We start from the raw sequence: 22,720 nt of genomic DNA on the forward strand, positions 1-22,720 counted from the left end.
CTACCGCCGGCGCGTCGTGAGCAGGCTCCGCGCCCGATCCCACGCGTAGCGAAGGCCGAGCATCGCCACGTGGGCCTGGTTCCGGTACTCGCCGGGGAGCGGGGCGACCTCCGCGGTGGGCGTGCGGCCCGTGAGCATGAAGAGGTACGCCAGGTCGGCCGAGAAGGCGCGGTAGGCGTACGAGAGCCCGAGGCTGACCTCGTACCGGTGTCCGTCGGGGAGCTCGGGGCCGAGCGTGTCGGCCGGCACGGGGCTCTGCTTGAAGACGAAGCCGGCGCGCAAGGGCAGGTTCGGCCGCAGCCGATACTCGGCGCCGAGGTGAACGACCACGATGGTCTTCCAGCGCTTCGGCTCGGCCACGCTGAGCTCGGGGTTCTCCGTGAACTCGAGCTGGAGCTCCCGGAAGTTGTTCCAGGTGACCACGTCCATGGCGAGGGCGAGGGCCAGCTTGGGGGTCGCGAAGGCCACGGCGCCGACCGATAGCACGTGCGGAAGATCGAGCGGCGCCTTGACGGGACCGTCGGTGAGGCGCGCCCGCAGACCCGCGGGCACGAGCTCGGCGCGGCCGGCGCGGGTGAAGGCCGCCTTGCCGTTGAAGGTGAGGGGCGCACCGCTGCGCAGGCTCACCCCCACGTGGAGCAGCTTCGGAATGGCCCGGAAGAGCACCCCGGCGTTCATGCCGAACCCGACGTCCCCGCCCGAGAGCTCCACGTCGACGTCGTCCTCGAGCCGCGCGGAGAGCGTGACCGCGCGCTCGAGCGAGACGGCAGCCTTCACGATGGAGATGCCGAAACCCACGCACACCTGGCGGTTCACCTGCAGCGCGAGCGTCGGGGCGAGGGCCACGGACTCGAGGCGGATGCGCCGGACGATGCTGCGCCCCCAGAACGCGCGGCTCTCGCCCCCCACGCTCACCGTGCTGGGCCAGGCCATTCCCAGGCCGAAGGGGACGTGCACGCTGAGGGCGGCCACCACGCGCTCGTGGAGGCGGTAGGCCACGTGCAGATGCGGGAGCCAGAAGAGCTGGCGCTCGGCGTCGATGGTCACCGGCGCGCCGCTCCCCGGGGCCGCGCCGTCGTAGCGCGCGGAGGGGGCGAGGAGCGCGAGCCCCGCCTCGAGGTGCAGCCCGCGGAGCTGACCGAGTCCGCCGGGGTTGAAGAACGCGGCCGCCGCCGTGTCGGCGAGGCCGGTGAAGGCGTTCCCCATCCCCAGGGCGCGCGCGGAATGCTGGTCGAGGAGAAAGCCCGAGGCGAGCGCCGCGGGACAGGGGGCCACGAGGGCTAAAAGCAGGAAAGCGAGAGCGCGTCGCACGACCACCTTTTTCACTCCACCGCGCGCGCTCCGGCGTCGCTCGCGACCGGCCGCTCTACACAGAATGGATCGCGACCAAGGTGACCATGTCTAGTTGCAGGTCCCCGCGGTCACGTTGGGCGTGCAGACCGTCCCCGTCGAGAGGAAGGTGGCTGCTTGGAGCTGCGCCGCCGCCGTCGCCGCCTCGCTCCCCGCCGGGTCGGCGTTCCGCAGGAAGCCGTGCCCCTGGTCGGCGAAGACCGTCTTGCTGATGTCGATCCCGGCCGCCTCGGCCAGGTACTTGCCGTAGATCGTGGGGAGCGTCTGGTCCTTGCCCGCGAGCTGTACGATCACGGACTTCTTGGGCACGTTCGTCCCGGCCTTGACCAGGTCGGGAAGCTGCGCCTTCTGCAGGTAGCGGGCGAAGTTCCCCGGGTCGCCGGGGTCCACGATCCAGCAGAAGGTGTTGATGAGCTGCAGGTAGGCCACGCTCCCCTCGGCCGCCCCCTGCGCGGTCATGAACTCCGTGACCTCTTTCTTGAAGGCCGGTGAGTTGGCGTAGGCGATCGGCAGCGGCGCCCCCGGCACGTTCAGCACGGCCCGCTGCGGGAGCGGATCCACCGCCGCGACAAGGGTGCTCAGGATCCCACCCAGGGACTGGCCGATGACCTGCACCTTGGTCGGGTCGAACTTCAGGCCGGCGATCCCCGAGGCCCCGTTGAGCGCGATGGCCCGCAGGAGCGCCGCGGCGTCCACGACGTGCTGCCGGAGGTTGTCGCGCACGGCGAAGGGGTTCGCCAGCACGAGGAAGCGCGCCCCCGAGGCGTCGGGCGTGCCGTCGCCGTCCGTGTCGAGCAGCGCGGTGGAGCACTTGCCCGCGGCGAGGTCGCAGGTCCCGCCAGCCGTACAATGTTCGTTTTTCGTGCAAAGTGAGCGAGACCCATGAAACCCGGCATCGAAGGCCAGCGTGGCGTAGCCGACCTTTGCCAGGCTGTTCGCGAGCTCGAACATGGCCGTCTTCTGCCCGTTCAGGCCGTGCTGGAAGACGGCCACGGGCCAGCCGCCCGCCGGCATCGTCCCCTTGGGCAGCGCGAGCAGGAACGGAATCAGCTCGGCCTTCCCCTTCGTCGGATCGGGGAGGAAGGCCCCCGTCTTGGCGTCGAGCGCGTTCCACGAGACGAACGTCCCGTCGGGCACGAAGCCGCCGAGCGCGTCCTTGGGAGCCGCCGCGGGCCAGCCGGCGAGGGTCGCGTCGATGGTGCCGCCGAGCTTGGGCGTGTTGAAGTCCGCCGCGGCGAGGATCTGCCAGGGCATGGCCCGGAGCTTGGTCATCGGCTCGGCGATGGTCTGGGTCTTGAAGGTCCACGCGGCGACGACGTCCTCGCGCTTGAAGCCCTGCGCCTCGAGGCTGTCGAAGAGCGGCTTGTGCGCCATGCGCGCCATCTCGGCCTGCAGCGCCGTGGCGTCGTCGAGCACGCTCACCGCGCTCTTGCCCCCGGCCGCGAGCAGCGAGTGCCGGTTGCGAATCAGGACCGTGAACACCGAAGGGATGAGCCGCCGGCCCTTGTCGTCCTTCAGCCCGCTCGTCGGCTTCAGGTCGCCCGCCTTGTAGCGGGAGAGCAGCACCACCGCGTGCTGCGTCTTCTCGCCGAGCGGCGAGGCGGGGGTAGCCACGATGGCCGGCGCCCGCTCCTCGAAGGTGAAGTTCATCGCGATGGTGGCCTTGGCGTCCAGGTCGAGCGCGAGCCCGCCCACGCCGTACTCGAGCGAGGGCGGATCGATCTTGCCCGTGACCACCGCGAACGAGCCCCCCTGCGTGGAGAAGCCGTCGAGGGTGTTCAGCCCCTGCCGGAGCGCGGCCTGCGCGGCCGACTCGCCGGGACGCGCGGGGATGTTCACCTTCCCCGTCCCCTGGTCGATCAGCAGGTTATTGGGGAAGGGGATCACGCCGGCCGTCGGGTCGTAGACCACCTCCGTTTGCGAGGTCACGCTGAAGGCCCAGAGCGACGCGACCTCCTCGCGCTTGAGCACCCCCGCACCGTCGAGCCCCTTGAGGATCGCGTCGTAGGCCTGCCGGATCAGCTCGAAGCGGGTGGCCTTCTGCAGGCCGGTCATCGCCCCCGGCTTGCTCGCCGGGTCGTCGATGAAGGAGGAGACCTTGGTATCGGTGCATTCTTTCTTCGTCGCGTCGAAGGTGCACAGGGGATGCGGGCTGAGCGCGAGGTGCATGAGCGCCGAGCGCTTCGGTGCCGTCGCGTCCTTGCTCTCCTTGTTCTTGAGCCCCTTCGCGCCGCCGAGGGCCACGAGCACCACCTTGCCGCCGCGGGGAAACCCGCCCTTGCGGCTCAGGGTGAGGCGTTTGCGGCCGGCGTTCCAGCTGGTCGACACGTCGGAGAGCGGGGAGATGCCATCCTGCGCGACCTGGAAGCCGAGGACGCTGCCGGTGATCGTCGCCTCGTCGAGCTCGGCGTAGAAGTCGAGCGTGGGCGACGACGCCGCGGGGAAGCCGTCCAGGCTGTTCAGGTAGGCGTTGAACTCCTTCTCGGCGTCGCTCGCCGTCGGGGCGCTCGGCACGGCGAGAAACCCGGTCGCGGGATCCCGCACCAGGTCCGTGGGCGACGGGACGCGGGGCGGCACCGACGCGGGCTCGAAGATCGCCTCGTTCATGTTCACGACGGTGAAGCTCCAGAGGACGGCCACCTGTTCGCGCTTGAGCCCCTTCTTCTCGGCCACCGCCAGGAGCCCGCCGAAACCGCGGCGCAGGCGCTCGAAGTCCGTGGCCTTGGCCAGGATGCTGGACTTGATGAGCGCCTCCACCTCCTCGGCGGGCTTGTCGGCGTACTTCGGATCGTCGTGGATCGCCTTCTTCACCGAGCTGTCGATCAGCGCGGAGTAGTTGTACGTGCAGCAGCCGAGGGCGGGCTTCCCGGTAGCAGGCGTGGCGCAGCGACCGCTCGCCGCGTCGAAGGAGGTGTTCGGGTCCCACTCGCAGAGCGGGGAAGCGGCCGTCGCGACCTCGAAGAGCGCCGAGCGCGTCAGCGCCTTGCCGGCCGCGTCCTTGACCCCCTTGTCCGACCCCGTCAGCACGAAGAAGGCGTACGAGGCGCCGCGCTTCCAGCCGGCGTAGTTCCAGACGCGCACCAGGCTCGTGGTCTTGCCGGCGGCCTCGACCTTCTTGTGCTCGAAGACCAGGTCCGCCACGTCGGTCGCCAGGCCCCCCTCGCCGAGCTCGTAGACCTTGATGCTCTCGGCGCTCACGCTCTTCTCGTCGAGCTCGCCGGTGAACTTGACCTCCGCGGTGGCGCTGCTCGGAAAGCCGTTCAGCGTGTTCAGGTAGCCGTCGAGATAGGCCTGCGCCGGGTTCTGCGTCGCGTCGGCCACGGGGACCTTGAGCAGGCCCGTGGCGGCATCCCGCGCCAGGTCGGTGGGAGTGGGCACCGCGGGCGGCGAAGCGGACGGGTCGAAGACCGGAGTGACCTGCCCCGTCGGAGGCGGCGTGGTCTGGATCTCCTTGGCGCAGGCCGCGAAGAGCAGGGCAGCCGAGGCAAGTCCCATCACAGGGAGTGAGGCACACCGCTTCATGGATTCCTCCGGTGTCGTCGGACAGGGTGGCGTTGCGGGGCGGAGCCTATGAATACCATGGCGGAAGTGTCAACACCCTGAGCTCGCCCGGACCATTGAGTCGCTCCATCGCGCGTGCTAGGGTCCCGCGCCAATGGAGCTCCGGGTCGCGATTCTGGCCACCAATCCCGTCGCGGCCCGCGCCGTGGCCCGCGTGATTCGCTGCGGTGGCGCCACGGTGGACGTCGTCACCACCCCCGAGGAGCTCGGCGAGGTGCTGTCCTCCGGCACCGAGCTCGTGGGCTTCGACGCCAACGCCCTCCCGGCGGTGCTCCCCTTCTTGCAGCTACGACCGTCGGTGCAGGCCTTCCTCTGGGCCAGCGAGAGCGTCGACCCACTGCTCGAACCGCTGCTCGGGGCGCCGCAGGTGAATCACGTCTTCGGCTTGCGGTATCCCGACGCGCCTCCCCGCCCGTGGGAGCTCCTGAGCATCATCCGACGCCGCAGCGGCGGCCTGGCCCCGCCCCTCGGCACGGGCCTCGACTGGGGCGCGTGGCAGCGGGAGTGGGTGCCGGCCTCGACGGCGGACCGCGACCAGGTCGTCAGCGAGGTGGAGGAGCTCTGCCGCGAGCTCGCCGGGGTGCGCGTCGCCACGACGATGGGCGAGGTGGCGCACGAGCTCCTGATGAACGCGATGTACGACGCCCCCGTGGATGGGCAGGGACAGCCGCTTTTTGCCCATCAACGGACCACCGCGATCGAGCTCGCGCCGAATCAACGCCCGCGCCTGCTCTGCGGCTGCGACGGCAACCGTTTGCTCCTCGCCGTGAACGACCCCTTCGGCCGACTGCGGCGCGAACACGTCTTCGGCGGGCTGCACCGCGCGACCGCCGCGGGGACGCTCGACCGCTCGGGTGGAGGCGCCGGCCTGGGGATGATGATGCTCTACCGCGCCGCGACGCTGCTCTTCTTCGACGTGGTGCCCGGGAGCTTCACCCAGGTGACCGTGGTGCTCGAGCTGGACGTCCCGCCCCGGGACCTTCGGCACCTGCCGCGCTCGATCCACGTCTTCAGTCCCGCGCGCTGAGGCCGCGCCCTCCCGACGCAACGGGAAGGGTTCCCACGGGTCCGTCGTCTCAGTTTTCCCTCGCCAGCTTTCGCGGCGCCGTGCTAAAGCTCGCGCACTTTTTGCGATATCGTCGAACGTCTCTTCGCCCGTCGTTCACGGAGGCCGCGATGACCCTCAAGAACTTCGTGTCGAGGTCCCTCACCCTGCTGGTCCTGCTGGCGTGCACGCGCGCGCAGGCGGCGGGCTTCGCCACGGCCGAATGCGGAGCCCGCGCTCTCGCCATGGGCAACGCCTTCACGGCCATCGCGGACAGCCCGTCGGCGGTCTACTTCAACCCGGCGGGCCTGGCCCAGATGGAGGGCCTCCAGCTCGAGGCCGGCGTGAGCCTCGTGGTGCCGAATTTCGGCTACACGCTGACGGCCCCCGGCACGACAACCGACGTGAACGTGAGCGGCAAGACCCAGTTCTTCCCCATTCCCTCCTTCTACGCGACGTACCGCATCCACGACCGCGTCGCGGCGGGCATCGGCATGAACGCTCCCTTCGGCCTCGGCATCCAGTGGCCCGACACGGTCAACGTGGGGGGCAAGGAGACCGCCTGGTGGGGCCGCAGCCTCATTCAAGAAGCCGACGTGAAGGTCGTCACCTTCAACCCCACGCTGGCCTTCAAGCTGCATCCGCGCCTGATGATCGGCGGCGGCCTGACCATCGCCCAGTCGTCGGTTTACCTCATGCGGAAGGTCACGAGCTCGAGCTCGCTCGCAGACGACGTGCAAGTGGATCTGTCGGGGGACGACCTCGGCTTCGGCGGAACGGCCGGCATTCTCTTCTCCGCCGTACCGAACCGGCTGAACGTGGGTCTCAGCTACCGCAGCGGGGTGTCGATCAACTACGAGGGCAAGGCGGCGTTCACGAAGAACGGCTCCGCCGCGAACATCCCGACCGGCCTGCGCTCGCGGCTCATCGACGGGCCGGTCACGGCACACCTCGCCTTGCCGCACGTCATCTCCTTCGGGGCTGCAGCGTTCATCCTGCCCAAGAAGCTGACCATCGGCTTCGGCGTGGACGTGACCACCTGGAGCTCGTACGAAGAGCTGGCGATCAACTTCACCGAGCACCCGGAGCTCTCGTCGGCGGAGGCCAAGCACTGGCGCAACACCGTCGCCGTGCGCCTCGGCGGGGAGTACCGCGTACTGCCGCAGCTCCCGTTGCGGCTCGGGCTGGTCTACGACCAGAGCCCCGCGCCCAAGAGCACCGTGGGACCCGAGCTCCCCGACGCGGACCGCTACGAGGTGGCGCTAGGTGCGGGCTATCGCGTGGCCGGGCTCACGATCGATCTGGCGTACCTATTCCTGTTGACCGGCGATCAGAAGACCGCCGATACGGCGCCGCTCGTTGGCACCTATCGTGCGACGGCTCACGTTCTGGCGCTCAGTCTGGGCTACGGCTTCAGTATCTAGCTGCATCTCGCGCGCCACGCCGCACCGCACCACGATCTCTCCATCACGGCCAACGGACCCGCTGACGCCCGGCGAGCGCGGCGGTATACTGGATCCATGGTCCAGTACCAACGACGACGAGCGGGGCCGCGCGTCCCGTTCGAAGGGCCGATGGTCGTCCTCGCGGCCGGACGAACGCTGGACTGCAAGGCGGCCAACCTGAGCGCCTCGGGGATGCTGCTCTATCCGCCCGCGCGCGCTCGCCCGGGCCTCCCCCTGCGGGTCGTCTTCTCGCTCCCCGCGCTCGAGGACCGGCTGGAGCTGGACGCCACCTTGGTCCGCGAAGGGACCGCCGGTGGACGCTACGCCTGGGGCGTGGCCTTCACCGAGGTAGCGCCGCAGGTGGGCACGCTCCTCCGGACCTACGTGCGTCGCGCGATTCGCGGCGAGAGCGAGCCCGAGCCCGAGATGAGCCCCGAGGCGCGCTTTCTCCTCGAGCCCACCCCGGTCGAAGCGGAGCCTCCGGCGCTCACGCGCCCCGCCCGGCCCCCACTCACGGGAGAGGTGGCCATCGGGATCACGGGGGAGCCGCGCTCGCGCGTAGGGGGCCTCTCGAGCCCCGGGGTCGGCGTCGGTTCGAGCCCCGGGGTCGGCGTCGGTTCGAGGCCGCGCGTCGGCCTCGGCACGGAACCGGGCTTCGGTACGGGTGAGCCAGCGAAGGTGGTCCGCGAAGTGCCAGCCAGCGGCCCGCATGCGTCGCGGCCCCGACGGGCCTCGCCCCCCGACGAGGACGAGCTGCTGGGCGAGGACACCGGCGTGCGCGAGCTCTACAAGGCCGCGGTGCGCGAGGTCTCCCGCGACGCGAAGCCCGGCAAGAGAAAGGGCTGGTTCAAGTAGGCCGCTTTTGCTAGATCGACGGCGCACGACGGAGGCGCCGTGAACGATCCCAAGCACGCTGCAGAACGTCTCGGACTCACCCCCATGCGGCCGCTCGAGGTGGGCGCCGGCGGCACCACCTCGGAGCTGCTGCGCGAGATGTCCGCCACGGCCTTCACGGGCCGGGCCCTCGGCGAGGCCGCCGACGTGCTCGAGGCGATGATCCGCGAGAAGGCCTTCACCGTCATGACCCTGAGCGGGGCCATGACCATGGCCGGCCTGAACAAGCTGATCATGGAGATGATCCGGCGCGGGTGGGTGCGCGTCGTAGTGGCCACGGGGGCCCTCGTGGGCCACGGGCTCGTCGAGGACCTGGGCTTCACGCACTACAAGGCGAACCCCGACGTCTCCGACGAGGAATACCTGAAGGTGCGCTTCAACCGCGTCTACGACACCGTGGAGCCCGAGCACAACCTCGAGCGCCTGGAGCTGACGATTCGCGGCCTGCTGCACGAGCTGGCCGACGCCCGCGACGAGCCGCTCGGCAGCCACGAGCTCCTGCGCTTCCTCGGCGAGCGCCTCCCCGGCCACGGCGTCCTGCAGGAGGCCGCGCGCGCCAACGTGCCGGTCTTCATCCCGGCGTTCACCGACTCCGAGCTCGGCCTGGACGTGGCCGTGCACCAGCTCATGCGCCGGCGCGACGGCAAGCGCCCGCTCGTGTACGACGGCTTCCGCGACCTCTTCCACTACGTCAGCCTCTGCGAGGGGCACCACGACGCGGGGGGAAAGCTCGGCATCTTCACCATCGGGGGCGGCGTTCCGCGAAACTGGGCCCAGCAGCTCGGTCCCTACGTGGACATCCGCGGCTCGCGTATGGGCGAGGAGAGCCCCGTGGTCCGCTACGCCTACGGCGTGCGCATCTGCCCCGACCCGGTCCACTACGGCCACCTCTCGGGCTGCACCTACTCGGAAGGCGTGAGCTGGGGGAAATTCGTCGCCCGCGGCGAGGGCGGTCGCTACGCGGAGGTGCTCTGCGACGCCACGGTGGCCTGGCCGCTCCTCGTGCGCGCGATGATCGAACGCGGCCTCTGAGGGCTGTCACGCACCGTCGCCCGAGCGCCCCTACAAGCCGCACCACTTGCTGCGTGAATGGTGCTAGCGTGCGGCCCATGCGGCGGCGGCTCGCGTTCGCGCTCTCGATGCTCCTCGCCACCTCGGCGCCGGGTCTCGCTCGCGCCGACTCCGCCGCGCCGGAGTTCCGCCACGCGGACCCGAGCGTCCGCGCCCTCGCCGCGCGCACCGCGGGGGAGAAGGGACGCGGCCAGGCCACCCCGAGCCTCATCGAGCTCCTCGACGATCCAGCGCCGATGGTCCGTCGCGAGGCGGCGCGCGCCCTCGGCTTGCTCCGCGCGCGGCAAGCGGCTCGTCCGCTCGCCGTCGTGGCGCAGACGGACCTCGACCCGCTCGTGCGCCACATCGCCAGCGAGGCGTTACGGCGCATCGACCCCCGCGGCTACGTGGCCATGATCTCGGCGGCGAATCCGCTCTTGCCGCGCGACCGCGCCGCGGCGGGAACGCCCCCCTCCCCCCGCGGCCGCCCCGCGTTCCTCTTCGCCCTCGGCCTGGGGGTAAACGCGCGACGGCCGGCCGACACGGTCGCGGGCGAGCTCGGCCTCGGGTTGCGCTGGCCCTGGGTGGAGACCCAGCTCAGCCTCGGCTTCCCCGATATGACCCTCTTCGGCCAGGTGCGCCTGAACCTGCCCATCTCGCCGCGCGTCGTCCCCTACGTCACCGGCGGGGCGGCGCTGGTCTTCAACAACCGCTCGAAGCTCCTGCCCGGACCGTCGGTGGCCTTCGCGCTCGGGGCCGGCCTGCGCGCGCGGCTCCCTGCCTCCTTCTACCTCTACCTCGAGGCGCTCGCGAGCTACACCGTGCTCGAACCAACGCCCGCGCAAGACCACGCCTCGACGCCGAGCTTCACCCTGTCCGGGACGCGCCTGCGCATCCCGCTCTTCCTCGGGCTGGGGTACGAGCTATGACCCGCACCGCACCCACGGCGCTCGCGCTCGCGCTCCTCCTCGTCGGCTGCAAGGAGGGTCCGTTCTCGGGCGAGCCGGAGGTCACGACCTGCGGCGCGGCGGATCGCCCCTGCGGCCTGAGCTGCGGGCTGGCCTGTCCGCTGGAGGCCGCGGAGGCGGTGCTCGGCTGCGTCCTGACCCTCGAAGGAGAGCTCTCCGCCGACCGCCGCCGCTGCACCTTCGCCGACGGCAGCGTCGTGAGCTTCGCGACGGCGCTCTCCACCGACGCCGCGACCTTGCGCACCCAGACGCTCGGCGTGACCATCGAGCGCGGCGGCAAGACCTGCGTCAGCATCAAGGCCGACCCCCTGGACCCCGCCGGAGGCCGCACGCAAGGCGTGACCGAGATCGTGCTCCCCGGCGGCACCTACCGGCAGGAGGTCTGGCTGGCCGCCGCCGCGCAGCCTGCGCTCTCCGACGGTGGGCGGGACGGCAGAGCCTCGAGCGCCCCCGACAGCGCCCCGACGGAGCTGCGCCCCACGCGCATGGCAGTGGAGTGTCCGAGCGGCAAGCACTACGCCGGCGAGGGGGCCGAGCTCTGCAGTCGCTGCCCGGCCCTCCAGTGTTCCGCGCTGCCCGCGCTCAGCCTTCGAGCCCTCGCCCAGGGCACCGCCGTCGAGCTTCGCCTCGTCGACGGCAAGGGCGCGACCCCGCTCTTCACCTGCCGCGCCGCGAAGCCGACGCCCTGATTCAGGCGGCGCGCCGTTGACCCCTGAGCCCGCTTCGGGAATGCTCTGGAAATGCCGCGCTCCGTGCTCCTCGTCGCCGTCGCCTCGCTGACCCTCCTCGGGGCCTGCGGCTCCGCGCCCTACCAGACCGGGGGACGGCTTCACCGCGGCACGGTCTACGTCTTCACCGGCGCCGGGCAAAGGCAGGAGCTGGTCCACGACGCGGGCTATCCGCAGCTCACCTTGACCACCCAGTTCCACCTGCGCCTCGCCGGAACGGCCGGCAGCACGCGCTACGGCATCCAGGCCACCATCGACCCGGTGAACGTGGCCCAGCGCTACGAGTTCCCGAAGAGCAGCGAGCAGCTCACGGTCACGCTCCAGCGCGACGGCAAGAGCGTGGCCGTGACGACCGTGAGCGGCTTCTTGATGGTGGAGGCCCGCGACCAGGGAAGCGAGCTCGGCTCGGCGTATTGCTCGCTCGACCTCTCGGCGGGGGGAGGCAGCCTGGCCGAGGTGGACCTGAAGTTCGACGCGGAGGCGCGTTAGACGCCATGCGCCTTCTGGTCACCTCGGACGTCCACCTGGACTTCGGCGGACACCTCACCTTGCGCTCCACGATCGACGCGATGGTCTCGCGCATGGCGGCCGAACGCCCCGACGCGCTCGTGCTGGCCGGAGACCTCGCGCACGGCTTCGCCGCCTTCGAGGCCTGTCTCGACGCGTTCGCGCCGCTCGGCGTGCCCACCGGGGTCGTGGCCGGCAACCACGACGTCTGGCGCGACGTGGACCGCCACGTTCCGAGCCGCGCCCTCTGGGAGACGGAGCTCAAGCGCGCCACCCGCCAGCGCGAGTTCGCCTGGCTCGAGGAGGACACGCTCCGCGTGGGGAGCCTGGCCGTCATCGGATCGCTCGTCTGGTACGACTACTCGGCGGCGCTGCCCGACTACGACCTCGACTACGCGCTCGTGAAGCGGCACATGATCAACGACGCGAACTGGATCGATTGGCCCTGGGGCGACGCGGACGTGGCCGAGGGGTTGAGAGAGGGCCTCGTACGGCGGCTCGCGCTCCTCGAGACGGACCCGCGCGTGGACCGCGTGCTCTTGGCCACGCACGTGCCGATCTTCTCGGAGCAGCTCATCCAGCGCCCCGACGAACCGACCTGGCAGCTCCGGCACGCCTTCTTCGGCAACCTCACCACCGGACGCGCGGTCCTGCCCTTCGAGAAGCTGCGCCACGTGGTCAGCGGCCACACGCACGCCGCCGCGCAGGGAACGGTGGACCGGAGCCCCCTTCCGCCCATACAGTGCCAGGTCATCGGCAGCGAGTACGGCGCCCCGACCTTCGTCGTCGTGGAGCTCTGAGGCAGCCGGGGAGGAATCGTGACGGACAAGGTGCGGCTGGAGCAGCGGGGCAAAACGCTCGTGGTCACGATCCAGCGCCCCGAGCGGCGCAACTGCGTGGACGGCGAGACGGCCGGAGCGCTCGAGGCCGCCGTCACGCGTTTTCGAGACGACGAGGGGCTGGCCGTCCTCGTGCTCACGGGCGCGGGTGGACAAGCGTTCTGCTCGGGCGCCGACCTGTCGGACCTCGCGGGGCTCTCGGAGCGCCCTGGTGCCTGGCAGAGCGGACCGATGGGGTGCACGCGGCTCGCCGACGTGGGCAAGCCCACCATCGCGGCGATCGACGGGTACTGCACCGCGGGCGGGCTCGAGCTGGCCTGCTGGTGCGACCTGCGCGTGGCCTCGGCGGGGGCCCAGTTCGGCGTGCTCAACCGTCGGTGGGGCGTTCCGCTCGTGGACGGCGGGACGCAGCGGCTGCCGCGCCTCGTGGGCCTCGGCAATGCCCTCTATCTGATCGAGACGGGGGTGCTGATCGACGCCATGCACGCGCTGCGCATGGGCCTCGTGCAGGAGGTGCTCACGGACGGACCGGCGTTGCCGCGGGCCCTGGCCCTGGCCGAGGCCATGGCGGCGGTCCCCCAGCGGGGCCTCCGGAACGACCGGGCCGCGGCCCTGGCGGGGTGCGGCCTGCCGCTCGAGGCCGGCCTCGAGAAGGAGCTCGAGGCCCACGCCACCACGCTCGGCGATCCGGAAATCGTGCAGGCCATCGCGCGGTTCGCCGCCGGAGACCGGCCTGCCCCGCTGCGCCCCGCAGACTGATAGTTGACATCCCCTCCACATGTGGGCAAACTGGAGGGGCTCTTATGGTGCTTTCGATCGAGGGTTTCGGGCAGTGGGTCGGTCCCGTCCGGGTCTGCCATTCGTCGGACGTCGCCAACGAGGCTGAAGGTCGTCTGAGCTCCCGCGCCGCGGGCAAAGGAGCGCATGTGGGCTAAGGGCGGGGGGAAAGACCATCCTCGTTCTCGCGTTTCCGTCGATCATGAACGAATCTCACGAGCACACCAACTTCCCCTCAACTCGCGCTGTATTGGGCAGGGGCCTCGGAACACGGCGAACGGCGGGTGCCGTCGCGTCGGGTTTCAGGGCCCCATAACGCAAGGTGCTGGAGCAATCCGGCGGGCAAAAGGAACGGTCTGATGGCAAAGAAGCTGTATGTGGGCAACCTCCCGTGGAACGCAACCTCCGACGATCTGGAAGCGCTCTTCGAGTCCTATGGCAAGGTCTCGAGTGCACAGGTGATTGTGGACCGCGAGACTGGGCAATCGAGGGGATTTGGGTTCGTGGAGATGGAGGCCCCGGATTCTGCCGAGGCCGCCATGCGCGCCCTGGACGGCAATGACTTCCGCGGTCGCACGCTGCGCGTGAACGAAGCCCGCGATAACCGCGGTGGCGGCGGTGGCGGCGGTGGCGGCGGCGGCGGTGGCGGCGGCGGACGTGGGGGTGGCGGCGGCGGACGCGGGGGTGGCGGCGGCGGACGCGGGGGTGGCGGCGGCGGCTGGGGCGGCGGACGCGACCGGGATCGCTAGAGCTTCTGACGCCAAAGGCCGTTTCTTCCTGTAACGGCGAATCGACCTCCGGATGCGCGTTCCTTCGGGGCGCATCCGGCTCCTCCTTCGTGCGCCAGCCTCGGTCGCAGCCCGCGACGAACGCCTAGCCCGATCGCTCGGTAGATCGTTCTTTCGCCCCGCGCGTTCCCACCTCCGTCACCACGGAAGGGAGCCTGCTCATGCGCAAGACCGTCATCACCCTGGGGATCGCCTCGGTGCTCGTCGTATCGGCCCTCTATGCGGCGAAGGGACCGCGCTCGCTCGGCGGGCAGCAGGCCCCGGTGCAGGACGCGAAGGGGCGCCCCAAGGTGGACCTCGTGATCGCGCTCGACACGAGCGGCAGCATGGACGGTTTGATCAACGCCGCGCGCCAGAAGCTCTGGGACCTGGTGAACGAGGTGGGCCGCGCCAAGCCCACCCCGGTGCTCCGCGTGGCGCTCGTGACCTACGGCAGCGAGGGCACCGAGGAGAACGGCTACGTGGTGATCCGCAGCAAGCTCACGAGCGACCTGGACGCCATCTACAGCAAGCTCTTCGAGCTCCGCACGAACGGCGGCACCGAGTACGTGGGCCGCGTGGTGCATCGAAGCGTGAAGGAGCTGAACTGGGACCAGGACCAGCGCACGCTCAAGCAGATCTTCGTGGCGGGCAACGAGTCGGCCGACCAGGACCAGCGTGTGCGCGCGTCGGCGGCGGTGAAGCTGGCCCGGCAGCAGGGGATCTTCGTGAACACGATCCATTGCGGCTACGCCTCGGGGGGCGAACGCGAGGGCTGGCAAGAAGTCGCGCGGCTCGGTAGCGGCGTGTTCGCGGCGATCGACCACAACCACGGCACGGTGCTCGTCAGCACGCCCTACGACGCGAAGATCAACGCGCTCAGCGCCAAGCTGAACGGCACGTACGTGGGCTACGGTCGGGCGGCGGCCGAGGGGGCGGCGATGCAGGCGGCGCAGGACAAGAACGCCGAGCAGGCGCACGCGAGCGCGGGGGCGGCGCGAGCGGTGGCCAAGGCGAGCGGCCTCTATCGCAACGAGCGCTGGGACCTGGTGGACGCGCGCAAGGCCGGCAAGCTGGACGGCATCAAGGGCGAGGCGCTCCCCGAGAAGTGGCGCAAGCTGGGCAAGAAGGAGCTGAACGCGGAGCTGGACAAGCTCGAGAAGGAGCGCGAGGGGCTGCGGCGCGAGATCCTGGCGCTGTCCAAGCAGCGCGACGCCTTCGTGGCCGTCGAGAAGAAGAAGAAGGGCCTCTCCGAGGACAAGGCCTTCGACCACGCCGTGAAGCGCGCCATCCGCGTGCAGGCCGCGTCGAAGAAGATCCGCTTCGAGTAGCCGCCGCGCACGACCCGTCCCGTCCGCAGCCCCGCTTCCCGGCCCACTCGCCTCCGCCCCCACCGACACATTCCCGTTGACCGCTTGCTCTGCGCGCCCACCGGGGGCCACAATGGTCCGGCGGAACGAGCTGGGGACGGGGAGAATGCACCAGGGAGAAATCCTCACACGCACCACGCGCTGTTGGCTCGGGGAGGACGGCATCGTGCGGTTCGTGAGCCTTCCCGAGACGCACCAGACCCTCGAGCACGCGCGGGAGAACATCGCCGTCTGCGCGAAGTTCGCCAACGGGCGTCGGCGACCGGTGCTGGTGGACATCCGCTCGCTCACGGCGATCGACGGCGACGCCCGGCGGTACTACGCGGGCGACGAGGCGGCGCAGGTCGAAAGCGCCATCGCACTGCTCGTCGGCTCGCCGGTGAGCCGCATGGTGGGAAACTTCTTCCTGTCCATCAATCGGCCCCAGGTCCCGGTGCGGCTCTTCACGATCGAGGGCGAGGCGCTGGCCTGGCTCAGGGGCTTCATCGACGAGAAGGAAGAAGGCCGGTGACGCCCGTCGCTGCCGACGTCCCGAAATCGATAGACCTGCCCACGATCGTGCTCGTCCTCCGAGACGACGGCCTGCTCGTGGCGACGAACAAGCCCGGCACGGTGCAGACGCTCGAGGACGCGCGCGAGAACGTGGAGGGCACCCGGAGCCTCGGACTTGGGCGACGACCACCGCTCCTCGTGGACATGCGCGAGTCGCGCGGCATGGAAAGGGCGGCCCGCGCCTACTACGCCGGCCCCGAAGGGGAGAAGGTGGTCTGCGCGATTGGCCTCCTCGTCGGCTCCCCTGCGACGCGGATCATCGGCAACTTCTTCATCGGTCTGAACCGCGTGCTCGTGCCCTGCAAGCTCTTTAGCGACGAAGAGGACGCGGTCGCGTGGCTGCGGGGGTTTCTTCCATGAGCGACCCTCGCCTCGACGAGGTCTTCCAACTACTGCTGCGCCTCGCCGGCGGAGAGCTCGAGGCGCGGGGCACGCCGTCGGAGGCCGGCGACGACCTGGACGCGATCCTCCTCGGCTTGAACATGCTGGCGGAGGAGCTGGGCACTCGCACCGAGGAGCTGCGGGCCTCCGAGGCCCGCTTTCGCGCCCTCAACGACGAGCTCGAGACGCGGGTAGAAGAGCGCACGACCGCGCTTCAGCGCAGCGACGCGCGCAGCTCGGCTCTGCTCGCGGCCCTACCCTTCGTGCTCTTTCGCATCGAGCGCGAGGGACGGGTGCTGGACTTCCACCTGCCGAGCAGTCTGCGGCTGCCCCCGGAGCTCCCGGAGCTGGTGGGCCTGCAGCTCGACGAGATCCCGGCCATCGATGCCGAGACGGGGGCTCGGCTGCGCGCCACGATCGAGGAGGCCCTGCGCAGTGGTGCACCAGGGCGCCTCGACCTCGAGCGTCCGTCAGGGATCTGGGAGACCGTGGTCGTGCCCGCGGGCGCGCGCGAGGTGATCTGCGTGAGTCGGGACGTGACGGCCGAGCGCCAGGCCGCGGCGGCCGTTCGCGCCGCGCTCCACGAGAAAGAGGCCCTGCTGCGGGAGATTCATCACCGCGTGAAGAACAACCTTCAGGTGGTCTCGAGCCTGATGCGGCTGCAGCTCGGCAGCCGCACCGATCCGGCGCTGGTGGAGTTCGTGACCGAGAGCCAGGCCCGCATCGCCGCGCTCGCGCTGGTCCACGAGCACCTCTACGGCTCCGACGACCTCTCCCGTATCGAGGTCGCGAGCTACGTGAACACCCTGGCCGCGAACCTCGTGCGGGGCTACGGAACGGCCGATGCGCGCGTCGCGCTGGGCGTGTCGGCCGACGGGGGCGCGGTGCTGCCGATGGACCAGGCGATCCCCTGCGGCCTGATCGTGACCGAGGCGGTCTCGAACAGCCTGAAGCACGGCTTCCCGGGCGAGCGGCGCGGACACATCTGGATCGGGTTCGCCTCGGCGAACGCCTCGCACCGGCTCTCGGTGCGCGACAACGGCGTGGGACTGCCGGCGGGCCTCGAGCCCCGCCGCCTGCGCTCGCTCGGCATGAAGCTCATGCACCAGCTCAGCCGCCAGCTCCACGGGGTGCTGGAGCTCCGCGGAGAGGGCGGCACCGAGATCTCCGTGACCTTTCCGCAGGTGGGTACCGGCGTCGCGCCGGCAGTGCTACCCGGAAGCGGGGCCGGGATCTAGTCCAAGGAGCCGGCCCGACGACCCTTCACGGCCCGCGCCGCACGGTCCACGGCCTCCCGCACCTGCGTCGAAACGAAAGGCTTGTAGACGATGGCCTCGGGACCGGCGAGCGTCGCGCGCCGCTGGGTGGCCGGATCGGCGTTGCCGGTAACGAAGATCACCGCCCCGGACCAGCTCCGACGAAGCTGCTCGGCCACCGCCACCCCGTCGTCCCTGCCGAGGCCGATGTCCAGGAGCACCACGTCGGGGTCCTCGCGCCGGACGGCCTCGTAGACCTCGGCCGCGCTGGTCGCTGTCTCCACCACCTCGTGGCCGGCCTGGAGCAGCAGGCCCTCCAGGTCGAGCGCGATCACCGCTTCGTCTTCGGCAATGAGAATGCGGGCCATGGTCCAGGCTCCCCTGCTCGCTCGGCGGCGCGCGTTGACCGGGGGTCCGGCTCTGGTACACTAGCGCGGTTTGCCAAGGAACCCCGGGATTCTATCGCGATGGACATCGTTTGTCCGCGTTGCAAAACAGAGTACGAATTCGATGACGCCAAGGTCACCGAGGCCGGCGTCACGGTCAAGTGCACCACGTGCGACTACACCTTCAAGGTGCGCAAGCGGCAGGTGGTGGAGACGGAGCCCGTCGATGCCCTGATGAACGCGCCGCGCCCTCCGTCGGGAGGGATGGGGCGGCCGTGGATGATCCGCACCGCCGACGGACACGTGCTGCACTTCCAGGAGCTCCCGACGCTCCAGCAGTGGATCGTGGAGCGCAAGGTGAGTCGCGAGGACCAGATCTCGCGCACCGGCGAGACCTGGAAGCGCCTCGGGGACATCGCCGAGCTCTCGTCCTTCTTTCAGGTCGTGGACGCCGCGATGGCCTCGCAGCCGCGGCGAGACCCGTCGCGGCAGATGCCGCCGCAGCCCGCGCCGCCGCCGCCGGTCGCGCGAAGCGGACCCGTGGCCTTCGGTCAGGCGCCGCGCGCGGACGAGCCGGCCTTCGCCGCCACCAGCGCCCCGCAGTTCGGCGCGGCGGTGGGCCAGACGGCAGCGTGGGAGGAGACCGGCTCCCGGCCCGCCCTGCGCGGGAGCTCGGCGCGCAGCGCCAGCTTCGACGTGCTCGAGGTGCCAAAGCGGGCCGTCGGGAAGTTCCTGGCGCTCGGCACGATCGGAGCGCTCCTCGTCGCGGGGGGCGCCGTGGCGCTCCTGAAGCCCGAGCTGGTGAAGGGTCTCTTCGGGCGCGGAAGCGGCAGCGCTCCGGTCCAGAGCGAGATCTACCGCAAGGGCTTCGCGCTCCTGCTGCTCGACGACGAGCAGAGCCTGAAGCAGGCCGAGCAGATCTTCGGTTCCGCCCCGGGGACGGACGCCCTCTCGGTGGCCGGACGCGCCGAGGTGCACGCCACCCGGGCCCAGCACCTCCGGGACCTGGCCGAGGTGCTCGAGCGACGGGCCGAGCTCCCGTCGCAGGCCGGGGAGCCCGGCAAGCTTCTCAAGCTGCGCGCGGCCAAGCTGCGCGAGGATGCGGTCGAGCAGCTGCGCCTCGCCGACTCGCACGCCAAGCTCGCGTTCGGCGCGATCCCCGAGCGCCCCGAGGTGCTGCGGGTCGTGGCCGAGGTGCGGCGGCAGCAAGGACAGACGGGGGCCGTGGTCCTCGACGTGATCGAGAAGGCGCGGCGGGCGCTGCCGGACGACCCGGGCATCTACTTCGTCGAGGGGGCGTACTGGGCCGATCGCGGCAAGCCCACCAAGGCCATCGACCTGCTGCGAGTGGCGCAGGCCAAGACCCGCGCGCAGACGAGCCGCACGATGCCGCGCGCCTCGATGCAGCTCGCGCTCATCGCCTTGCGGGCGGGAGATCGGGCCGAGGCAAAGCGCGAGACGACCACGGTGCTCGAGGTCAACCCGAACCACGGGTGGGCGAAGGAGCTGCGCGACGAGGCCGAGGCCGAGGCGAGCGGAGGCCCCGCGGCCGGAGCGAAGGGTGCGACGACCGCGGACGCAGGAGCCGGAGCCGTCCCCACGACGAGCACCGCGGACGCCGGAGCCGCGCAACCCGTGGCCGGCGGCGAGAAGCCCGTGGGCGGCGAGAAGCCTGTCGGCGGCGAGAAGCCCGTGGGGAGCAAGGAGCCGACCAAGGGGCCCAGCGCGGGCGCGGTGCCGTCGGGGCCCGTCCCCGCCGACTACGAAGGGCTCGTGAAGCTCGCCGACAAGCTGAGCGAGGGGGGCAAGGCGGGGCAGGCCACCAAGCTCTACGAGAAGGCGCTGAAGCTCAAGCCGCGCGGCGTGGAGGCGCTCACGGGCCTCGGGTACTGCAAGCTCGACCAGCGCCGCTACGCCATGGCCCTGAACCAGTTCCACATGGTGCTGCGCATCGAGGCCACGCACGGCGACGCCCTGCTGGGGATGGCCGAGGCGTACAAGTCGATGGGCAATCGAAGCAAGGCCGCCGACTACTACCGCGCGTACCTGACGGCGCATCCGTCGGGCCCCAAGGCCTCCATGGCCCAGCGCAACCTGGGCGAGCTGGGCGAGAAGTCCGAGGGGACGGGGGCCGGGACGGGTGCGGGTACCGGCGAGAGCGCGCCGAAGAAGGACGACGGGGCGAAGAAGGAAGACGAGCCGAAGGCTCCGGCACCGACGCCCGCGCCGATCCCCGAGCCCGGCGAGACCAAGTCGCCGCCCCCACCGCCACCAGCTCCCGTGGAGTAAGGCACCGAGGCTCGAGCCGCCGCGGCTCGGCCGTAGCTCGGTCGCAGCTAAGCTCCGGCTCGCACGCCCGCCCGCCGGGCCACCGTGCATAGCAGCTCGCAGAGGGCCCGAAGCTCGTCGGTGGAGGCATCCTCCGCCGAGAAGGCCACCTCGCCCAGGGGCACGGGCCAGCTATCCGCCGCCGGTCGCGCCACGTACTGCACCCCCTCGGCGGGCCAGACTCCGAGGAGCCCATGGACCCAGCGGCGCAGGGGCTCCCGGAGCTCCTCGCCGCTCAGGTGGTCGGCCCCCTGACCCGCTCCGCCACGCAGCACGAACTGCGGATCGAAGACCGGCAGGCGCGGCCCGGCCCCATCGGGAACCCGTCGTCCCCGTCGTCCTCGGCGGCGCAGGAGCGTCGTGGTCGCGGGGAGGCGCGGCACCTGGCCCACGTTGAGCTCGAGCTCGAGGACCTCCGTCCCGCGGCTGAGCAGCCGCAGCGTGACCGGAAGACCCTCGCTCTCGGTGCGCAGGCGCGCGACCTGCGTGCCCTCGTTGCTGAGCAGCACGACCTCGGGCGGCTGACTCGCGCCGATGTCCGTGCTGAGCCGCCGGAAGAAGGTCTTCCACGCCTCGGCCGTCGGGGGCGCAAGCGGCCGGATCCCCTCGCGGACCGTGGACGACGCGCCCTGCCCGTCGAGAGCTCCGCGCACGAGCAGGAGCAACGCCACCTGCGTGAGCAGGAGCTGGTGCGGTAGCTGGAGGTGAAACCCGGAGAGCCCGAGCAGCAGCAGGCCCTGCGCCGTGGTCCGCGAAGCGCCGGGCACCGGAAGCAGCGTGCCGATGGTCAGCACGAAGAAGAAGAAGGCCACCAGGTGGATGCCCCCCTGCAGCGACGGAGGCGGCAGGTTGATGCTCAGCCCGTAGTAGGCGGCCTGGGCGGTGGGCGCGTAGAAGTACTGCGTGGCCACCGCGAGCCCGCCGGTGGCGAGCAACGCCACGGCCATCGGGATGGGCTCGAAGAAGGCCTGTCGCCGCGGAAACGGCGCGTAGAAGAGGAAGGAGGCGAAGGCCCCCACCACCACGAGGTGCTCGCCGGCCTCGAAGAGCCGGGCAGGCAGGTCGGCGAACCTCCCCGTCGGGGCGACGGCTACGAGCTGCTGCGTGAGCAGCCAGTAGCCGTGGAGCAGGAGCGGCAGCGCGAAGTAGACGAGGCCGATCTTGGCGCGCGTGGGCACCGGTCGCCGCATCACGGCCAGGACCAGCGCGAGGATGAGCAGGAGGAAGGAGCTGTTCAGGTGCGGGGCGAGCAGGTTCGGCAGCCGCACGAAGAGCCCCACCGCCGCGAGCGGAAGGAAGAGCGCCGCCGTGACGGTCACCGCCATGCGCCCCGGGAGGTCGAGCAGGTGTCGGTCGCGGAGCTGGACCACCACGGCCCAGGAGAAGACGGCCAGGGCGAGTAGCCCCGTCAGGTAGAAGACGAAGAGCCCGCCGCGGTCGACGAAGCGGTAGAGCAGGCTCGAGCTGTCCTCGGCGCTGACGAGGTGCACCCCGACCCGGTTCAGGCCGAGCTCAAGCGCCGCGCTGACGATGAGTAGCCCGACGAGGGGGAAGCGCGAGCTCAGGTTCATGCGCAGCGGCATTGTATCGCAACTTCCGAGGAAGGCGCGGAATTGCCGACGCGATATCACGGGCCGCGCGCCCTTGCCAACGAATTTGCGCCGCTACGGGGGCGCTGTTACCGTCGGAGAATGCGATCGGCGGTGGCGCTCCTGCTCCTCGGATGGCCGCTTGCGGCGGCGGCCGAGCCGGTGGTGATGCTGGATCCCGGCCACGGGGGGAGCAACCAGGGAGCCTTCGGGCCCGAGGCCGGACGCCACGAGAAGCAGCTCACGCTGGAGCTCGCGCGTCGCTGTCAACTGGCCCTCCGACGTCTGTTGCCGGAGGCTCGGGTGGTGCTCACGCGCGGGGACGATCGGTACCTGACCCTGGCCGAGCGCGTGCGGCGGGCCAACAGCGCGCGCGCCACCCTCTTCGTCAGCCTGCACCTGAACGCCAGCCCGAGCCGCAGCGAGCAGGGCTTCCAGACCTACGTTCTCAGCGCCGAGGCCTCGGACCGCGAGGCGCGGCGCCTGGCCTGGCGCGAGAACCGTCACGACGGCCCGGGGCACGGCGGCGGTGGAGCCGCGGAGGGGCAAGCGAGCGACGTCGACCGCCGGCAGGACGATCTGCGCGCGATCGTGACCGAGGTGCGGCAGCGCTCGGCTCAGCGCCACGCGGCGCGCCTGGCGGCCGCGATCCACCGCGCGCTGACCGGGCTGCGCGGTCGCGAGCGAGACCGTGGGCTGCGGCAAGCCCCCTTCGACGTGCTGATGGGCCTCGAGATGCCCGGGGTGCTGGTCGAGCTCGGCCACATCGACCACCCGGTCGAGGGACCCGAGCTGGCTCGCGCCGAGACGCAGACCCGCCTCGCGGAGGCGCTGGCCAGTGGCATCGCCCGCCACGTGCGCGGCGAAGGGGCCGCGCCAGGAACGAGGTCGCGCCGCGCGCGTTGACAAGCCGCATCCGGGTGGCGT

20 protein-coding genes are annotated in these 22,720 nt (G+C 71.1%); 16 read left to right on the forward strand and 4 right to left on the reverse strand.

All coding sequences use genetic code 11. From position 1 onward, the window contains the following. Both IT371_27130 and IT371_27135 read right to left on the reverse strand, forming a co-directional pair. Positions 1-1,311, reverse strand: coding sequence for an outer membrane protein transport protein (locus tag IT371_27130; GenBank protein ID MCC6751357.1), 1,311 nt, complete (start codon positions 1,309-1,311; stop codon positions 1-3). A gap of 90 nt (positions 1,312-1,401) precedes the next feature. Continuing rightward, positions 1,402-4,872 (reverse strand): alpha/beta fold hydrolase, encoded by a 3,471-nt coding sequence (locus IT371_27135; GenBank protein MCC6751358.1) that lies wholly within the window; start codon positions 4,870-4,872, stop codon positions 1,402-1,404. 133 nt (positions 4,873-5,005) lie between these two features. Here IT371_27135 and IT371_27140 point away from each other — a divergent pair, with 133 nt between their 5' ends. The 14 genes from IT371_27140 to IT371_27205 all read left to right on the forward strand — a co-directional run bounded on the left by IT371_27140 (position 5,006) and on the right by IT371_27205 (position 17,472). After that, positions 5,006-5,938 carry a hypothetical protein gene (locus tag IT371_27140; protein MCC6751359.1) on the forward strand — a complete coding sequence of 311 codons (933 nt, stop codon included), beginning with the start codon at positions 5,006-5,008 and terminating at the stop codon, positions 5,936-5,938. Between the two features lie 149 nt (positions 5,939-6,087). Beyond that, a complete protein-coding gene (locus tag IT371_27145; GenBank protein MCC6751360.1) occupies positions 6,088-7,380 on the forward strand; it encodes an outer membrane protein transport protein in 1,293 nt (430 codons plus the stop codon). A 96-nt stretch (positions 7,381-7,476) separates the two neighbouring features. After that, a complete protein-coding gene (locus IT371_27150; GenBank protein MCC6751361.1) occupies positions 7,477-8,256 on the forward strand; it encodes a PilZ domain-containing protein in 780 nt (259 codons plus the stop codon). Positions 8,257-8,340: 84 nt separating this feature from the next. Next, entirely contained in the window at positions 8,341-9,327 is a 987-nt protein-coding gene (locus IT371_27155) for a deoxyhypusine synthase family protein (protein ID MCC6751362.1), read from the forward strand. A gap of 77 nt (positions 9,328-9,404) precedes the next feature. Beyond that, on the forward strand, positions 9,405-10,274 hold the full coding sequence (locus tag IT371_27160) for a HEAT repeat domain-containing protein (GenBank protein MCC6751363.1): 870 nt from the start codon (positions 9,405-9,407) through the stop codon (positions 10,272-10,274). After that, the gene (locus IT371_27165; protein ID MCC6751364.1) at positions 10,271-11,002 is read left to right on the forward strand and encodes a hypothetical protein; all 732 of its coding nucleotides are present in this window, start codon (positions 10,271-10,273) and stop codon (positions 11,000-11,002) included. The genes IT371_27160 and IT371_27165 overlap by 4 nt, the downstream gene beginning before the upstream one ends. Positions 11,003-11,053: 51 nt before the next feature. Continuing rightward, positions 11,054-11,530 (forward strand): hypothetical protein, encoded by a 477-nt coding sequence (locus tag IT371_27170; GenBank protein MCC6751365.1) that lies wholly within the window; start codon positions 11,054-11,056, stop codon positions 11,528-11,530. A 5-nt stretch (positions 11,531-11,535) separates the two neighbouring features. Next, on the forward strand, positions 11,536-12,348 hold the full coding sequence (locus IT371_27175) for a metallophosphoesterase (protein ID MCC6751366.1): 813 nt from the start codon (positions 11,536-11,538) through the stop codon (positions 12,346-12,348). 18 nt (positions 12,349-12,366) lie between these two features. Continuing rightward, positions 12,367-13,146 carry an enoyl-CoA hydratase/isomerase family protein gene (locus tag IT371_27180; GenBank protein MCC6751367.1) on the forward strand — a complete coding sequence of 260 codons (780 nt, stop codon included), beginning with the start codon at positions 12,367-12,369 and terminating at the stop codon, positions 13,144-13,146. 377 nt (positions 13,147-13,523) lie between these two features. Beyond that, positions 13,524-13,913, forward strand: a complete 390-nt coding sequence (locus tag IT371_27185) for an RNA-binding protein (protein MCC6751368.1) — start codon at positions 13,524-13,526, stop codon at positions 13,911-13,913. 200 nt (positions 13,914-14,113) lie between these two features. Further along, positions 14,114-15,262 (forward strand): VWA domain-containing protein, encoded by a 1,149-nt coding sequence (locus IT371_27190; protein MCC6751369.1) that lies wholly within the window; start codon positions 14,114-14,116, stop codon positions 15,260-15,262. Positions 15,263-15,467: 205 nt separating this feature from the next. After that, positions 15,468-15,812 (forward strand): STAS/SEC14 domain-containing protein, encoded by a 345-nt coding sequence (locus IT371_27195; protein MCC6751370.1) that lies wholly within the window; start codon positions 15,468-15,470, stop codon positions 15,810-15,812. After that, positions 15,809-16,213 carry a hypothetical protein gene (locus IT371_27200; GenBank protein MCC6751371.1) on the forward strand — a complete coding sequence of 135 codons (405 nt, stop codon included), beginning with the start codon at positions 15,809-15,811 and terminating at the stop codon, positions 16,211-16,213. The genes IT371_27195 and IT371_27200 overlap by 4 nt, the downstream gene beginning before the upstream one ends. Continuing rightward, positions 16,210-17,472: a hypothetical protein gene (locus IT371_27205; GenBank protein ID MCC6751372.1), complete on the forward strand. Its 1,263-nt coding sequence runs from the start codon at positions 16,210-16,212 to the stop codon at positions 17,470-17,472. The genes IT371_27200 and IT371_27205 overlap by 4 nt, the downstream gene beginning before the upstream one ends. Here IT371_27205 and IT371_27210 read toward each other — a convergent pair. Next, the gene (locus IT371_27210) at positions 17,469-17,858 is read right to left on the reverse strand and encodes a response regulator (GenBank protein MCC6751373.1); all 390 of its coding nucleotides are present in this window, start codon (positions 17,856-17,858) and stop codon (positions 17,469-17,471) included. The genes IT371_27205 and IT371_27210 overlap by 4 nt on opposite strands. Positions 17,859-17,957: 99 nt before the next feature. Between IT371_27210 and IT371_27215 the strand changes: the two genes are divergently transcribed. Then, a complete protein-coding gene (locus IT371_27215) occupies positions 17,958-20,165 on the forward strand; it encodes a zinc-ribbon domain-containing protein (protein ID MCC6751374.1) in 2,208 nt (735 codons plus the stop codon). 47 nt (positions 20,166-20,212) lie between these two features. Here IT371_27215 and IT371_27220 read toward each other — a convergent pair whose 3' ends face one another. Beyond that, complete coding sequence (locus tag IT371_27220) at positions 20,213-21,787, reverse strand: hypothetical protein (GenBank protein ID MCC6751375.1); 1,575 nt, start codon at positions 21,785-21,787, stop codon at positions 20,213-20,215. A gap of 108 nt (positions 21,788-21,895) precedes the next feature. On the opposite strand from IT371_27220, the gene IT371_27225 reads away from it, so the two are divergent. Next, a complete protein-coding gene (locus IT371_27225) occupies positions 21,896-22,699 on the forward strand; it encodes an N-acetylmuramoyl-L-alanine amidase (GenBank protein MCC6751376.1) in 804 nt (267 codons plus the stop codon). Positions 22,700-22,720 lie beyond the last annotated feature (21 nt).

The organism is Deltaproteobacteria bacterium, assembly GCA_020848905.1.
In the GTDB taxonomy this organism is placed as follows: Bacteria; Myxococcota_A; Polyangia.

Excerpts from the sequence above, each read along its gene's own strand:
- IT371_27135 (MCC6751358.1), bottom strand. The coding sequence starts at position 4,872 with ATGAAGCGGTGTGCCTCACTCCCTGTGATGGGACTTGCCTCGGCTGCC.
- IT371_27140 (MCC6751359.1), top strand. The coding sequence starts at position 5,006 with ATGGAGCTCCGGGTCGCGATTCTGGCCACCAATCCCGTCGCGGCCCGC.
- IT371_27145 (MCC6751360.1), top strand. The coding sequence starts at position 6,088 with ATGACCCTCAAGAACTTCGTGTCGAGGTCCCTCACCCTGCTGGTCCTG.
- IT371_27150 (MCC6751361.1), top strand. The coding sequence starts at position 7,477 with ATGGTCCAGTACCAACGACGACGAGCGGGGCCGCGCGTCCCGTTCGAA.
- IT371_27155 (MCC6751362.1), top strand. The coding sequence starts at position 8,341 with ATGCGGCCGCTCGAGGTGGGCGCCGGCGGCACCACCTCGGAGCTGCTG.
- IT371_27160 (MCC6751363.1), top strand. The coding sequence starts at position 9,405 with ATGCGGCGGCGGCTCGCGTTCGCGCTCTCGATGCTCCTCGCCACCTCG.
- IT371_27165 (MCC6751364.1), top strand. The coding sequence starts at position 10,271 with ATGACCCGCACCGCACCCACGGCGCTCGCGCTCGCGCTCCTCCTCGTC.
- IT371_27170 (MCC6751365.1), top strand. The coding sequence starts at position 11,054 with ATGCCGCGCTCCGTGCTCCTCGTCGCCGTCGCCTCGCTGACCCTCCTC.
- IT371_27175 (MCC6751366.1), top strand. The coding sequence starts at position 11,536 with ATGCGCCTTCTGGTCACCTCGGACGTCCACCTGGACTTCGGCGGACAC.
- IT371_27185 (MCC6751368.1), top strand. The coding sequence starts at position 13,524 with ATGGCAAAGAAGCTGTATGTGGGCAACCTCCCGTGGAACGCAACCTCC.
- IT371_27190 (MCC6751369.1), top strand. The coding sequence starts at position 14,114 with ATGCGCAAGACCGTCATCACCCTGGGGATCGCCTCGGTGCTCGTCGTA.
- IT371_27205 (MCC6751372.1), top strand. The coding sequence starts at position 16,210 with ATGAGCGACCCTCGCCTCGACGAGGTCTTCCAACTACTGCTGCGCCTC.
- IT371_27210 (MCC6751373.1), bottom strand. The coding sequence starts at position 17,858 with ATGGCCCGCATTCTCATTGCCGAAGACGAAGCGGTGATCGCGCTCGAC.
- IT371_27215 (MCC6751374.1), top strand. The coding sequence starts at position 17,958 with ATGGACATCGTTTGTCCGCGTTGCAAAACAGAGTACGAATTCGATGAC.
- IT371_27220 (MCC6751375.1), bottom strand. The coding sequence starts at position 21,787 with ATGCCGCTGCGCATGAACCTGAGCTCGCGCTTCCCCCTCGTCGGGCTA.
- IT371_27225 (MCC6751376.1), top strand. The coding sequence starts at position 21,896 with ATGCGATCGGCGGTGGCGCTCCTGCTCCTCGGATGGCCGCTTGCGGCG.